The organism is Paenibacillus thermotolerans (assembly GCF_028745515.1).
In the GTDB taxonomy this organism is placed as follows: Bacteria; Bacillota; Bacilli; order Paenibacillales; family YIM-B00363; genus Paenibacillus_AE; species Paenibacillus_AE thermotolerans.
The window spans coordinates 14384-28724 of sequence record NZ_JAQZSG010000035.1 but is presented as its reverse complement, the minus strand read 5'-3'; the positions used below and the strand labels follow the sequence as shown (position 1 = coordinate 28724).

The window sequence follows — 14341 nt, the reverse complement described above, 5'->3', positions numbered from 1 at the left end:
TTTACTATAACTTTTCTTTTCATAACTTGTTACAATGGAAAGTGGGTGAATAGACTCATTTCCCGAAATCGGAGTTGGTCCTTGAAGCATGACGCAAAGAATACCTGTTACCCGCGATAAGAGAAACGGCGACGTCATAACGATCGACTCGTCACAAGTTGTAAAAATCGACAAAGTCCGCGAAAACGAATATATCGTCCACACGGCCTTTGACAAATATTACTTGAATACGTCGTTCGACGCGGTGGAAGAGTGGCTGTACGAGGACGGCTTTCGAATGCTTGACAGCAATAACATTGTCAATATGAACCGCGTGTCGGGCTATGACCCGGACCGCGGCACGATATATTTGACCGACTCCGAGGGCGGCGGCCTGCTTGATAAGACCGCATCGGCGGCACGCATTCACAGGCAGCACATCGAAAATCTGCTGAAAATACTGCGCACCAGCTCCGACTCCCGCACCGACGGCATGTACTCATCCTCGGAGCCGTTAAATGAACTGGTGGATCAATTGGCCGCAGCCGGGGAGCACCCGATGTTCATGAAATCGTACTCCGCCATGAGAATTTCCGAGGAACGGAAGCGGGTGGAGGAGAAGATCAACTACCTTGCCTTTCACGATCCGCTTACGGGCTTGCCGAACCGTCTGTTGTTCAAAGAACGTTTATCCTCCTGTTTTGCGGATGCGCGGCGTACCGGGAAACGGCCGGCAGTAATGTTTTTCGACCTGGACCGGTTCAAAGTGATCAACGATACGCTCGGCCACCATGTCGGCGATGAAATGCTCCGATTTTTATCCATCCAGATGCGTTCTATGGTCGGACAAGAAGAGCTGATCGCCCGATTCTCGGGAGACGAATTTATCGTCCTGCTGCCCCATGTGGAAAATCCCGCGCATGTGGCCGAGTATGCCCGCAGGCTTAGCGACCTGATCAGCCAACCGTTCCTGTTCGACGATAAGGAGCTGTTTGTCACCGTAAGCATCGGCGCCGCGTTCTTCCCCCAGGACGGCGAGGATGCCGAAACGTTGATCAAGCATGCGGATACGGCGATGTACCGCGCCAAAGAAAAGGGCGGAGATACGTTCGAATTTTATCATCCGGAAATGAACTTCCGATCTCTCGAACGACTGCAGCTGGAGACGGATCTGCGCAAGGCCCTTCACAAAAAACAGATCATCATCCATTATCAGCCGCTCGTCAACTTGGAAAGCGGAGCCATCTTCGGCATGGAAGCCCTCGTCCGTTGGCATCACAGCGAGCTCGGACTCGTTTCGCCCGGAGATTTCATCCCGATTGCCGAGGAAACAGGTCTGATCATCCCGATCGGCAACTGGGTGCTTCGCGAAGCGTGCCGACAAAACAAGGAATGGCAAACCAAAGGATTTAATCTGTGCGTCGCCGTTAATATTTCCATGCAGCAGTTCCAGCACCCCGATTTTGTCCAATCGATCCGCGACGCCTTGGCAGACAACGACTTGAATCCGCAGGCGCTCTGCCTAGAAATTACGGAAACCGTTGCGATGAAGAACGTCGGCTTTGTGATGGAGACGATCGACGAATTAAAGAAAATCGGCGTGCATATTTCGATCGACGACTTCGGCACCGGGTACTCTTCCCTTAATTATTTGAAAAGGTTTCGAGTGCACACGCTGAAAATCGACCGCTCCTTCATTCGGGACGTAACGACGGATGAGGACAATGCTGCGATCGTCACCGCCCTGATTGCCATGAGCCAGCAGATGAAGATGCGTTCGCTGGCGGAAGGAGTGGAAACGGAGGAGCAGCTCAATTTCTTAAGAGAACGCGGCTGTAACGAGGTACAAGGTTATATATACAGTAAGCCGCTTCCCCCGAACGAATTTGAAGCCTTAATCCGAAAATCGAATCTCAACGCATAAAAAGCAACTTCTCTGCGCTTCCCGGCGTTTAATACATAGACAACCGGGATGCAGAGGAGTTTTTTATTTTGAAACGACATCGATGGCTTCACCGATTGAAGCTTTCATTGATGATGGCTGCGATCATTATCCTGCTCGGGGCGGCCTGGCTTACATATACCCCTTCCGGCCATCGGCTTAAGCTGCTTGCGGTCGACACGCTCATTTCGACGCAGCATCGCGAATGGGCGAAATATTTGATCGGGGAAAATGCGCTTCAACGGCGCCTGGAGCAATATGAGAACCGGTTCGACGCGATGGCCCAAGAAAAGCTCCGGCCCGTTGTCGTAGATGCCGAGCCGAAGTCTGAGACGAAGAGCGATGCGGAGGAGCCGCTGTACCGGATCGAACCGATTTCGGGCGAAGGGTGGGAAGGACATCTGCTTATCGTCCCGGACCCTAAGAGCATTCGAATCGGCATCCCGAACCGAACGGGACGCGGGGAAACCGTGAGCTCCATGCTCTTGCGACTCGGAGCGGAGGCCGGCGTGAACGGCGGCGCGTTCTCCGATCCGAACTGGTCCGGCAACGGCTTTAAGCCGAAGGGCATCGTCATCACGAACGGCGAAACATACTACAATGATTCCAAGCCGGGAGAAAAAATCGATATAATCGGCTTTACCTTCGAAGGCTCAATGATTGCCGGACAATACACGGCGGCCGAAATCGCCGGACTGGGACTGAAGGAAGCGGTCAGCTTCCGCCCCCGGCTCATCGTCAACGGCAAAGGCCTCGTCAAAAACGACGAGGACGGTTGGGGCATCGCCCCCCGCACCGCCATTGCGCAAACCGGAGACGGCACCGTCCTGTTTGCCGTCATCGACGGACGCCAGACGCACAGTATCGGCGCCACGCTGTACGACGTACAGGAGCTGTTCCTCGAGCGCGGCGCGGTTGTCGCCGCCAACCTGGACGGCGGCGCCTCCACCGTGCTTGTCACGCGATCGGCGGATGACGAGGCCGGATATACCGTCGTGAATAAACCGGCGAGCAAGCAAGGGGAACGATACTTGCCTACGGCATTTCTCGTATTCAAGCATCCTGACGGCGTCACGATCGGCAACATTTGGGAAGGACTCGATATGGAGCACTTCGACCCGGCAAAATGGTGATGCGGCCAAAGCGGGGGCATCTTTACCATGAACATGCAGATAAATGGCCCCGGAGCGATTTTTGACCCTCTCCCATACCCATTTATGTACGTAACCGCGGAACCTATCCCACAACTCTTTTATATACTTGACACCGGAAGCGCGGAACCTGTCCCAACTCCAGTTATGGAATCAACCAAGGATTTTCTCCCAAATCCATTTATTAACGCAACTCTGAGCGGCGGAATCTATCCGATAACCTTTTATATACATGACCCCGGAAGATTTCTGTGTTCACATACTTATTTTCGTCAACCTTCTCAAAAAAAGTGCTACCGGAGTTATGGTGATAATGCATTCTTACATACAACAACGCGGCTCTTAAGCAGTGGTGAATATGCTTCTTACGTACTACATCGCAGCTCCGGAGTTATGGTGATAATCCGTTCCCGCAGCTCCGGAGTGATGATAATTACGCGCTCTTCCCTACTACATCGTCGTACCGGAGTTATGGTAATAATGCGTATCTACATACAACTTGCGTTCCTGCCTACAATATTGCCGCTCTGGAGTTATAGTAGTAAGCTGCAGTAATTCCTATAAAAAATCGCCCTTCCCGCAGAATGTTTCCGAGGGAAGGGCGACTCATAATTTGCGATTAGACGTGCTTTGCTCTTTCCGCCTTTTTCGTCCACTTTTTCAAGTATACTTCAATCTTCTCCGCCGCTTCCTTCACATTGTCCGCTTGCAGGGTAACAAGCTCCGCGGCGTACTCGCCGATTGTATACTCGTATTTCGGATCGTAATAATATTCCAATAGCAGCTGCACGGCTTCCGCAAACCGGTCCTCTTCCATCGCTTTGCGTATTCGGGCGGCCACAGGCGTATGGATTTTGCGTTCGATCCGACGAAAAGCTTCAAGGCATTCCGCTTTATACTGCTCGGGCGCGTAATCGCTCAAAATGTTCCGAACTCTTTCCTTCACGGGCATTTCCAAGTAAAGCTGCACGGCCCGTTCCTTCGCCTCAACCAGAAAATCCGGCATTATCGCTTTCCCGATGCGCCGGCTTTCACCCTCCATGAGCAAATAAGGAGTGTCCTTCAACCGAATGAGCTCGTGGACGAGCAGCGAATCGAACGTTCTTTGATTGTTGGGCTCCATGCCGACCGCTCCGAAGATCGACCCGCGATGGCCGGCCAACGCCTCCAAATCCAGCACAGGATAACCCTTCTCATGCAGCATTCGGAGAATAGCGGTTTTTCCAGTGCCGGTATACCCGTTGATCACAATCGCCTGCTGCGTGAAATTCCACGATTGCAGCGTATCGACGACCCAACGGCGATATTCGCGGATGCCGCCTTTTACCCTGTATACCCTGCCGGCTACAATCGACAGCAGCGTGGCGGACGTTTTGCTGCGCATGCCGCCTCTCCAGCAAAATACGGCTTTTCTTCCCGGTATCGACTGCAGCTCGCGAATAAACTGCGGAAGCTTTGCGGAGACGATCTCAAGTCCCCGGTCTTTAGCGGCGTCAACGCTTTCCTGTTTATAAGCGATACCGATCTCCCGCCGTTCTTCATTATCGAACAAAGGAATGTTGAGGCTTCCGGGAATCGTGCCTTCCTCAAATTCTCCCGGCGAGCGGACGTCGATCGGGACAATCCCTCCCTTGTTTAACAGCGCGACAAATTCCTCGACGGATATATCTTCTACCAAGCGTTATTCTTCCTCTCTATTCGGTGACGACGATACGGCCGTGGTGCTCGTCCGCCGCTTCGCCGATCATGGCCGCTTCCAATCCCGCTTCAAGCAGCTCGCCATGCAGCTTCTCCGCCTGCTCTGCGTTCACCGCGATCAACAGACCGCCCGAAGTGACCGCATCGCACAAAATGAGTCTGTCGATGTCGTCGATCGCGGGGTCAAAGTCGACATGCGGCTCGACGTGGCGGAAATTGTTTTTTGATCCGCCCGGCACTACGCCGTCCTCGGCAAGCTCCCGTACCCGCGGCAGGACGGGAACGGCTCCTTTGCGGATGCGAATGCCGAAGCCGCTGCCCTTAGCCATCTCAAGCGCATGGCCGATCAGCCCGAACCCGGTTACGTCGGTGCACGCATGAACTTCATAGCCGGCCATAATTTCCGCAGCCTTCTTATTCAGCTGCGTCATCACGGCAGTTACTCTCTTTATTTCTTCAGGAGACAGCTTGTCCCGTTTAATCGCCGTTGTAAGGATGCCGACGCCGATCGGCTTCGTCAAAATCAGCCTGTCGCCCGGCCGTACGCCTGCGTTCGTCAACACTTTATCCGGGTGTATCGTCCCCGTCACCGCGAGACCGAACTTCGGTTCGTTGTCGTCGATGGAATGGCCGCCGACCAGCGTAGCTCCGGCTTCTCTAACTTTGTCGGAAGCTCCGCGCAAAATTTCCGCGAGCACGGACCGGTCCAGCTTCGAAATCGGGAACGCAACCAAGTTCAGCACGGTTACCGGCGTTCCGCCCATTGCATACACGTCGCTAAGCGCATTCGCGGAAGCTACTTGCCCGAAATCGTACGGGTCATCCACAATCGGTGTAAAAAAATCGACCGTCTGCACCAAGGCGAGGTCGTCCGTTAATTTATATACGCCGGCATCGTCGTTCGTCTCGGTGCCGACCAGCAGGTTAGGGTGTCGTTCGCTTTTCGGAATGCTGGCGAGAATGCCGGACAGCTCTCCGGGTCCGATTTTGCACCCGCAGCCGCCTTTGGTCGTGTACGAGGTCAATTTCAAGGCTTGCGATTCGCTCATCGTGGTATTTCCTCCTTAAGTCTAAATTTTTTGCGGACTATGCTTTCGGCCCTTCCGGAGCGATAAAGCCCGCCATCTCTTTCTCAATAAAAGCATTCACGTGCTTCGGAAATTCATCCAATAAATCGGCAACCGCCAGAAGCTCCTCTTTCGGCCGCAGCTTCGTTCTGTCGAGCTCCATATATTGCTGCGTAAGCGCACGCCGATGACCGATCAGCTCGCGGAAGCGGCCGGCCGTCTCATCAGGCAGCACGCCTTCCATTCGAATGATGTCAACGATATCCTCATAGCTGCTGGCATCGCGCAGGATAAACTTATCGATCAGCAGACTGCCTACATCCGTCACCACTTCAATCGCGAGATGCAGCGCTCTTTCCTCCGCGAAGCCCGATACCGCGTCGTAGCGATCCCGGTTGTCTTCTTCCGCGAGCCGCCGCAACACCCCGGTAATCGTCGGAATGAATTCAAGCCGCAGCCGGATTTGATCTTCATTGATGTAATACATTGTTTACTGTTGCCCCCTGTGCGTTACGGTCTCTTTTTTCTCCCTTTGCGCTTGAGCCGTGCCGCTGTGATTACAAATGTAAAAACAATAATGAGCAAAATGAACATGGCTTCGGATACATCGCGACCCATTCGCAGTTTCCCCGCTTTCTGTTATACAACGTTCCTGCGCAAGAGAGAAAGCAACGCCCAGCGGCGCTCCGTCTTCCGCTTGTAAGCGGGGAGCGCGCGGTAAACTACGGCGGCTTCCCGATAAGCCTCCTTGGCTTGCTGCTTTCTCTCAAGCTTCTCGTAAATTTGCCCCAAACGATAATATGATTCGCAGGACGAGGAATTCAAGGCGCGGAATTGCTCCAGCGCCTCCAGCGCTTTCCCGGAATCCGTACGAACAAACGCCTCCGCCAGCCTCAAATACGGTTCGCCGTACCGAATGCGGGGATTGAGCTCGAGCGCTCTCTGCAGATGCCGTTCTCCGTCGTTTGTGTTGCCCAACTTACATTCACATATGCCCAAATCGCAAAACGCTTCAGCGGAATCGTCCCTTCTTGCAACTACGTCCTGCAAGAGCGGGAGCGCCTCTTTGTAGCGCTTTTTCTCCACCAAAATGGAGGCAGCCTCCTGCTTGGCGGATATATCGAACGGGCGGGCACGTATATCCTGCTTCGCCCTCGCCAGCCGCCGATTCAACGCGAAGGGCCTTGTGATGCTTGGAAACAAGCCGACGTATCGCCGATCCAACAAATAAACAATGGCCAATAAAATAAGGACGGCAAAGATCGGGTTTCCGGTAATCCACCAAATCAAGCTGAACAAAAAAAATTTGCCCAACTGCGTGTCACCCTTCCCTCGATTTTCACCGCCCATTATATCACATTGCGGACTAGCTGAACCACAGATGCCATTGGAGCTCCTGTATTCGGCCGGCCGCAAACGCAAGGCAGGGGGACGCATCCGCCGACAAAGATTTCCATACGGTATTAGCGTTCCCAAGTATATTGGTTTTAGCCGTTCATTTCTTCGTTCCGCTTCGTTTCCTTCGTTGTTTTTCTCATCTTCTTGCGGTCTCGAATTTCCAAGACGAAAGCGATCGTAACGGCTGCAATCCCAACCGCCCAAAACCACAACGGCTTCGGCTCAAACATCATCTCTCTTCCTTTCGGCTATTTATTGATTTGCATATCGCGAAGCAGCCGCTTCGCCCGATGAATGCGAGATTTAATCGTTCCGATAGAAACATTCAGCATTCCGGCAATTTCTCCGTCTTTGAGCCCGCTGTACAGCTTCAGCCGAAGCACGTCGCGGTACTCCTTCTTCATCTTCCCGATCTGAGCCATCACGCGCTCCGTCTCCAGACGGGCGCTCACCTCATCCTCCAAAGCGCAGGCGGCCGTAGCTCCGCCCGATTGAGCCAAGGCGAGGTGCTCCATAGGTACGCCGTTCCAGCACCTCCGCTTGCGGACGGCGTCGATCGCCGCATGCGTTGCGATGGTCGTCAGCCATGCTCCCTCTTTGCCGTCGTTCTTGATCGAATGCAGATGCCTGAATGCCTTCAAAAACGTTTCCTGTGTCACATCCTGGGCCAAATGAGGATCCTTCACTACATAAAAAGCTGTATGATATACTCGGTCTCGGTATTGATGAAACAACCGGCCGAATTGCTGGTCCAACGCTTGCATAGGGAACACTTCCAATTTCAAACAAATTATGAAAACTATTAACTGGTTAAAGTTTACCACCAATCGCTTCCAATTGCTAGTAAATTCGGAAGAAGGTTCTTAAAAAAGAAAGTAGCCTGCGGCAGTCATTGCCGCAGGCTTGATATAAATATATTATCAAAAAGGGGGTCATCCTTACTATAACTCCCGGATATTAAACGATCATGAAGCTAGCATTACAATTCTGTTACAAAATGATTTTTCGGGGAACGATAGAAATGAGATAAAAAAACTGGAGGTTCGTCCCCTTGTCACACGATCAACGCGCTGAAGGTACCGTTCGCTTATTTTTTGCAGCCGCGCTGGCCCCGTCCGTGAAGGAAGCATTGCAGTCGGCTTGCGCGAATTGGAAAGAAACGCTTCCGTTTGCCCGTTGGACGCATCCCGCCGACTTGCACGTCACCGTTAAGTTTATAGGGGATGTGAACCCTGAACTCGGCGAGGAGCTTGTCCCACTCGTGCGGAATGCCGTTCGGGGCGAAGCTCCGTTCGAGCTGAGCTTGGGGCCGCTCGGGGTGTTCGGCCGTCCGAACGCGCCAAGCATTCTTTGGTGCGGAGTCGGCGGAAGAAGCGGCTTGGACGCTTTGGAGAAGCTGCATGCGAGGACGGAGGAGGCGGCGGCACGCTTAGGCGTAGCGAAGGAAATGCGCCCGTTCCGTCCGCACATTACCGTTGCGCGCAATTACCGGGGCGGGGATACGCCTTTCTCCAAACCGATGCTTTATTCGGCCGCTCCCGTCCCTGCGTCGCAATGGACCGTCCGGGAGCTGACGCTGTACCGCACCCGCTTCGGCATGCGCCCTGCTTATGAAGCGCTTGCGCAGCTGCCGCTTGAGGGAGCCGCAAGCGAGGAACATTAGCTCTACCCGCGGTCGGCGAAAAATCGCCGCAGCGGCTCCTGCAGCGGCTCGAAGCCGCGCTCGTACAGCGCGCGGTACGCCTCGTGGCGCGCCGCATCCGGAGCGACGCTCGCGCTGTTGTCCCGCCGCCCCTTCACGGCGGCGTAAGCGTCTTCGGCGCTCGTATACACGCCGGCCCCGATGCCGGCGGCCATCGCCGCGCCGAGCAAGCTCGCTTCCGGGATGCCCGGAAGCTCCAGCGTGCAGCCGGTGATATCGGCCTTCACCGTCAGCCAGTGCGGGTTGCGCGTGCCCCCGCCGACAACGAGGAGGCGCTCGATCCGCTGCCCCGACAACCGTTCCGCGCTGCGCTTAATAAACTCGAGCTGATAAGCCGTACCTTCGAGTACGGCTTTAATAATATCGCCCCTCCCGTGCTCTTTGGCGAGGCCGATCAGGCTCGCCTTCACCTTCGAGTCGTGGCGGGGCGCTCCGCTGCCCGTCAAATACGGGAAATAGAGCATTCCCGTCGGCTGGGCAGCAGTCTCTTCCAGCAGCGCCAATATATCGGCGTAGCTTAACTCCTGCTCGCCCAGCACGCCTCGCAGCCACTCCACCGAGCCGCCCGAAGCCGATTGGCCGCCCATCCAGAAATAGCGCCGCTCTGCGATATGAAGCCCGAACGAAATCCCCGATTCCCAGTCTTCTCTCGTCAGCGTCTTCGGCTCCAGCGTTCCGACCATCGTCTCCGCGGTACCCATCGAGTCGTAGACGACTCCCGGCGCAACGGCGCCGACGGCAAGCGCCGAAGCGACGTGGTCGTGTCCGGCGATGCCGACGGGTGTTCCCGCTTTCAATCCGGTTGTTTCCGCCTCCTTGCGGACTCTTCCGACGATCGCGCCGCTTGGGTAAGCCTCGGGAAAGAGGGAAGCGGATAATCCGAAATGCCGGATCCATTCCTTATCCCATGCTTTGTTATCGATTCGGAACGCATAAGTCCGCGCGGCAAGCGTATAATCGAAAGCGAATGAGCCGGTCAAGCAGTATGCGATCCAGCCGGAAGCCGACAGCCAGACCGGCTCCCCGGCTTCCGCCGTGAACGATTCCGGGTAATGCTCCTTCAGCCACAGCAGCTTCGCAAGCCCGAGCTTGAAGCTGCCGTGCAAACCGGAGCGGACGAAACGCTCGAAAGGATCCGATTCGCGCTTCATTAGTCCTGCCTGAGGCTCCGAGCACGTATCGAACCATGGCAGGAACGGCGATACCGGCTTTCCGCTCCGGCGGTCGACGAGCAGCCCGCTCTCCGCCATGGACGTAATGCCGACGCCCGCGATATCGTGCTCCTCCAAGCCTGTCAACGCTTCGGCCAAAGCCGAGCGAATGCTCTCCCACATGCGCTTCGGATCGTAGTAGGAATATCCCAGCTGCCGGTCGCGCAGCGTCTCCGTCGGCTTGCTGACGGTCCGCACCGCCTCGCCTTCCGCGGTAAATACGCCGACCTTGCTGTTCGTCGTTCCGATATCGATACCGATCAAGAGATTCATATCGCTTCGCTCCTATGCAGTCATTTCGTTGATCGAAACCTTTTTATGCAAACACGATCCGGTTCCTTCCCGTATGCTTCGCTTCATACAACGCCTGATCCACTTCTTTCAGCAAATCCGCCAGCCATTCCTTCGGACTTTCGCCGTTATGGCCGCGGCCTTCGCTGGAAATGACGCCGATACTGATCGTGATGTTTACCTCACCGCGGTCTGTGCGGTATATCTGCGATTCTACTAGTGTACGCAGCTCCTCCGCAAGTACGAGAGCGTCGCTCTTCATCGTATGGGGGAGATGGATAATAAATTCTTCCCCGCCGTATCGGGCAAAAATATCCGTTTCCCTTAATCGTCCCCTGATGACGGAAGCCGTATGCTTCAGCACTTCATCGCCGATTTGATGACCGAAGGAGTCGTTAATTTGCTTAAAATGATCCACATCAAACAAAATGATCGAGAACGGCACTCTATACCGGTGCTCCACAGCCAGCTGATGCTCGAGCATCTGAAACAAATACCTGCGGTTGTAGCATCCTGTCAAAGGGTCCGTGGTCGCAAGCAGCTCCAATTTCCGGTTCGCTTCGGACAGCTCGTGCTGAATAAGGGTGAGATCGTGATTGCGGTGTACGAGCACCTCGTTTCGATCGTGCAGCTCGCGGACCAAATGGCGCCATTCCGTAACGTCTTGAAAGGTAACGATTCTTCCGATGTAAATGCCGCTCTCATTATAAACAGGCGTAATGCGCATCGTGACGTGAATCGGGTTCCTTTTTTCATCCCATATCATAATTTCCGTCTGCAAAAATTTGCCCTTCTCATGAAAATAGGAGTGCAAAAATTTCCTGCCGAATTGAGGCTCTATGGCTCCCTCCATCAAGCTCATAATCGGAAAAGACCGCCCGATCGGCACCGGACAGTAACGCCGGCCCGACGCATTATGGTCAAGCACGACATGATGCTGATCGAGAATGACGATGCCCGTTTCCATCGAATCGACGACTTCGCGCAGCGCCAAGGAAACGACCTGAAACACATTGTGCTTGCGCATCGCGAATACAAAGCAAAATCCCGAGGCGACGATCCCGAGGGAGGTCAAGCCTCTCGTTCCTTCAAGCTCAGGCAGCCATTGTTTGGCGTTGATCGCCGTGTCGAGTGCCGCACATCCGAGCAGCAGCGTAAGCCCTGCAATAAAAAATATGACCTGCCGCCGGTACGTATACGCTTCGGAACGGCGGAGAGCCAGCAGCATAATCAAGGCGCCGCTTATGATGTACAGCATGCAGCATGCCGCAAAATACCAAAAAAACGGACCGTAAGAACGGTCTGTCAGCAAACCGCCTATGGGTGCTGCGAATTTTCCGTGAATCGGGTCCGTCAGCACGATGGCTCCCGCCGCCACTGCCGGCAACGCGAGGAGCAACGCTCGGGCCGGATTGATGGTGCCGTTGCCCCGGGTGAGCATGATGGAGAACAGCAGCCACCCGAAGCACAGCATGGCAATGCCGATAAACGATAAATTCAAATAGATCCTGTGGTAGAGCGGCTCGTCCGTCATGGAAAGCGAAAATTGACCGAACGGCCAAAGCATCATCGCAAAATGAAAAAAGATATACACCTTATGAAGCTGGCGAATTTCAATAGCAAATAACACGTATATAAAAAGAAGATTGAGAACGCCGAATGCCGCGAAATCCACCCAGTTAAACTCTAGAGTCATATAGTTCTCCTTACCGAAGAGAATAGGACCAGGCTCCTACTTTACTATTCGATTCAAATTTCAAATTTCCTTTATTTTCATAAGTAAAGATTGAACCGTTCCCTACCCGTTGTTATAGTAATGGCATACACGGAAAGGAGAGATGAGAGACATGAAGCTGCTTTGGATGAAAGCGCTTTGGGGCATGGAGGGCGGACTTGAAGCTAATCTCGAACGAATAGCGGAGGCGGGCTATGACGGAGTCGAAGCCCCGCTTCCCGAAGAACGGGATCGGGGACGATTTCAAGACTTGCTCCGGCAATACAATTTGTCATACATAGGCATGGCGTTCACCGGAGGGCCCGACCACACGGAATCGCTCCGCAGCCAGCTGAAGGAGCTTGCTCCGTTGTCTCCACTTTCCGTAACGGCGCATAGCGGCAAGGATTCGTTCACTTGGGAGGAACAGCGAACGTTCTTTGAAGGGGCGCTGCAGCTGGAGTCTGAATTCGGATTTCCGATCGGACACGAGACGCACCGGCAGCGCTCCATGTTTACGCCGTGGACGACGGCACGGTTGCTCCGCGAATTCGACGGGCTGAAGATTACGGCCGATTTCAGCCATTGGCTGTGCGTTTGCGAATCCCACTTGCAGGATCATGCCGATGATATCGCGCTGGCGATTTCCCGCACGCTGCACTTGCATACGCGGGTAGGCCATCCGGAAGGTCCTCAAGTAAACCATCCCGCCGCACCCGAGTGGAAGACGGAGCTGGACCTCCACGTCGGCTGGTGGAAAGAGGTCGTGCGTCAAAGACGCGAGGAAGGCCGGGAGTATTTGACGATTACGCCCGAGTTCGGTCCGGTCTCGTATATGCCCGCTCTCCCGTTCACCCGTCAGCCGGTAGCCGATCTCTGGGAAGTATGCTTATGGATGAAGCGTTATTTGGAAAGCGAGCTCGTTTAAAGCTTTTGGTTTTTTTGTTTTTTGGCTTTTTGGTTTGTGACCCGGCCTGAGCAGGCTGGGTCATTTGTTTTTAGGGAGCCCTACACTTTACCCTTTTACCGCATAGCGGCGGGTAATGTTCTGGATAATAGTGTTGGGACCATCGAGCGCGGATTGACAAATAAAACTGAAATCATTATTGTAACAGTAAAAAGATATTGGAGGGACCATACTTTGGCAGGCTTATTCTCACCTATGGAAATAAAAGGAGTTACGCTGAAAAACCGCATCGTCATGTCGCCTATGTGCATGTACAGCTGCATGGACGAAGACGGAATGGTGCAGCCGTGGCACAAAACACACTATACGAGCCGTGCGGTCGGCGGCGCCGGTTTGATCATGGTGGAGGCGACGGGTGTAACGCCTCAAGGGCGAATTTCCCAACAGGACTTAGGTATTTGGTCGGATGAACATGTTGCCGGCCTTGCGGAGTTGACCGAGTCCGCCCACGCGCACGGTGCGGCGATCGGCATCCAGCTTGCCCACGCGGGACGCAAATCGGTGACGAACGGAACGATCGTCGCACCGTCCGCCATTGCGTTCGACCAGAATAGCCGGACTCCGGAGGCGCTTACGCCGGCGCAGATCGATGAAACGATTGAAGCGTTCGCGCAAGGCGCTGCCCGCGCCAAAAAAGCCGGTTTCGATATTATTGAAATTCATGCCGCGCACGGATATTTGATCAATCAGTTTTTGTCTCCGCTAAGCAACAAGCGGGACGACGAATGGGGCGGGGACCGTGACGGGAGGTTCCGTCTGCTGGAGCAAACGGTGAAATCGGTCCAACGAGAATGGGACGGGCCGCTGTTTGTTCGCCTCTCGGTGAACGAATACGCGGAAGGAGGACTGACTCCGGAAGATCATGTGTATTACGCGCGCCGGTTGAAAGAGCTGGGCATCGACTTGATCGATTGCAGCTCCGGCGGTTTGGTTCACGCCGGCATCGAAGTGTTCCCCGGCTATCAAGTTCCTTATGCGGAGAAGCTGCGCAGAGAGGCGGGCATTGCAACGGGCGCGGTCGGGCTTATTACGGATCCGGCCCACGCGGATGAAATCGTCCGCAACGGCCGGGCAGATCTCGTATTTTTGGCGCGGGAGCTGCTTAGGGATCCGTATTGGCCGGTCAGAGCCGCGCACAAGCTGCGGCTACCGGACGCCGTCAAGCCGCCGAAGCAGTATGAAAGAGCTTGGCTATAAGCCACGGCTTATACAATAAAAAAA

At 54.4% G+C, this 14341-nt stretch carries 13 protein-coding genes; 5 read left to right on the top strand and 8 right to left on the bottom strand.

The window, feature by feature from the left end:
• Positions 1 to 88 precede the first annotated feature (88 nt).
• On the top strand, positions 89 to 1903 hold the full coding sequence (locus PT964_RS21905; protein WP_274365494.1) for a putative bifunctional diguanylate cyclase/phosphodiesterase: 1815 nt from the start codon (positions 89 to 91) through the stop codon (positions 1901 to 1903).
• A 68-nt stretch (positions 1904 to 1971) separates the two neighbouring features.
• Positions 1972 to 3054, top strand: a complete 1083-nt coding sequence (locus PT964_RS21900) for a phosphodiester glycosidase family protein (protein ID WP_274365493.1) — start codon at positions 1972 to 1974, stop codon at positions 3052 to 3054.
• A gap of 637 nt (positions 3055 to 3691) precedes the next feature.
• On the opposite strand, the gene mnmH is transcribed toward PT964_RS21900, so the two are convergent.
• From mnmH to PT964_RS21870, 6 genes are all read right to left on the bottom strand, one after another.
• Positions 3692 to 4750: a tRNA 2-selenouridine(34) synthase MnmH gene (gene mnmH / locus PT964_RS21895; RefSeq protein WP_274365492.1), complete on the bottom strand. Its 1059-nt coding sequence runs from the start codon at positions 4748 to 4750 to the stop codon at positions 3692 to 3694.
• A gap of 16 nt (positions 4751 to 4766) precedes the next feature.
• Positions 4767 to 5819 (bottom strand): selenide, water dikinase SelD, encoded by a 1053-nt coding sequence (selD, locus tag PT964_RS21890; protein ID WP_274365491.1) that lies wholly within the window; start codon positions 5817 to 5819, stop codon positions 4767 to 4769.
• A 37-nt stretch (positions 5820 to 5856) separates the two neighbouring features.
• Positions 5857 to 6324: a DUF86 domain-containing protein gene (locus PT964_RS21885; protein ID WP_274365490.1), complete on the bottom strand. Its 468-nt coding sequence runs from the start codon at positions 6322 to 6324 to the stop codon at positions 5857 to 5859.
• 152 nt (positions 6325 to 6476) lie between these two features.
• On the bottom strand, positions 6477 to 7151 hold the full coding sequence (locus PT964_RS21880; protein ID WP_274365489.1) for a tetratricopeptide repeat protein: 675 nt from the start codon (positions 7149 to 7151) through the stop codon (positions 6477 to 6479).
• 173 nt (positions 7152 to 7324) lie between these two features.
• Positions 7325 to 7465, bottom strand: coding sequence for a hypothetical protein (locus PT964_RS21875; RefSeq protein WP_274365488.1), 141 nt, complete (start codon positions 7463 to 7465; stop codon positions 7325 to 7327).
• Between the two features lie 18 nt (positions 7466 to 7483).
• Positions 7484 to 7999 carry an RNA polymerase sigma factor gene (locus PT964_RS21870; protein WP_274365487.1) on the bottom strand — a complete coding sequence of 172 codons (516 nt, stop codon included), beginning with the start codon at positions 7997 to 7999 and terminating at the stop codon, positions 7484 to 7486.
• A 287-nt stretch (positions 8000 to 8286) separates the two neighbouring features.
• On the opposite strand from PT964_RS21870, the gene thpR reads away from it, so the two are divergent.
• Positions 8287 to 8898 carry an RNA 2',3'-cyclic phosphodiesterase gene (gene thpR / locus PT964_RS21865; RefSeq protein WP_274365486.1) on the top strand — a complete coding sequence of 204 codons (612 nt, stop codon included), beginning with the start codon at positions 8287 to 8289 and terminating at the stop codon, positions 8896 to 8898.
• Between the two features lie 2 nt (positions 8899 to 8900).
• On the opposite strand, the gene PT964_RS21860 is transcribed toward thpR, so the two are convergent.
• Both PT964_RS21860 and PT964_RS21855 read right to left on the bottom strand, forming a co-directional pair.
• The gene (locus PT964_RS21860) at positions 8901 to 10421 is read right to left on the bottom strand and encodes an FGGY-family carbohydrate kinase (protein WP_274365485.1); all 1521 of its coding nucleotides are present in this window, start codon (positions 10419 to 10421) and stop codon (positions 8901 to 8903) included.
• 43 nt (positions 10422 to 10464) lie between these two features.
• On the bottom strand, positions 10465 to 12135 hold the full coding sequence (locus tag PT964_RS21855; protein WP_274365484.1) for a histidine kinase N-terminal 7TM domain-containing diguanylate cyclase: 1671 nt from the start codon (positions 12133 to 12135) through the stop codon (positions 10465 to 10467).
• Between the two features lie 151 nt (positions 12136 to 12286).
• Between PT964_RS21855 and PT964_RS21850 the strand changes: the two genes are divergently transcribed.
• Positions 12287 to 13081, top strand: a complete 795-nt coding sequence (locus PT964_RS21850) for a sugar phosphate isomerase/epimerase family protein (protein WP_274365483.1) — start codon at positions 12287 to 12289, stop codon at positions 13079 to 13081.
• A gap of 234 nt (positions 13082 to 13315) precedes the next feature.
• Entirely contained in the window at positions 13316 to 14317 is a 1002-nt protein-coding gene (gene namA / locus PT964_RS21845; protein ID WP_274365482.1) for an NADPH dehydrogenase NamA, read from the top strand.
• The last annotated feature ends 24 nt before the right edge of the window (positions 14318 to 14341 follow it).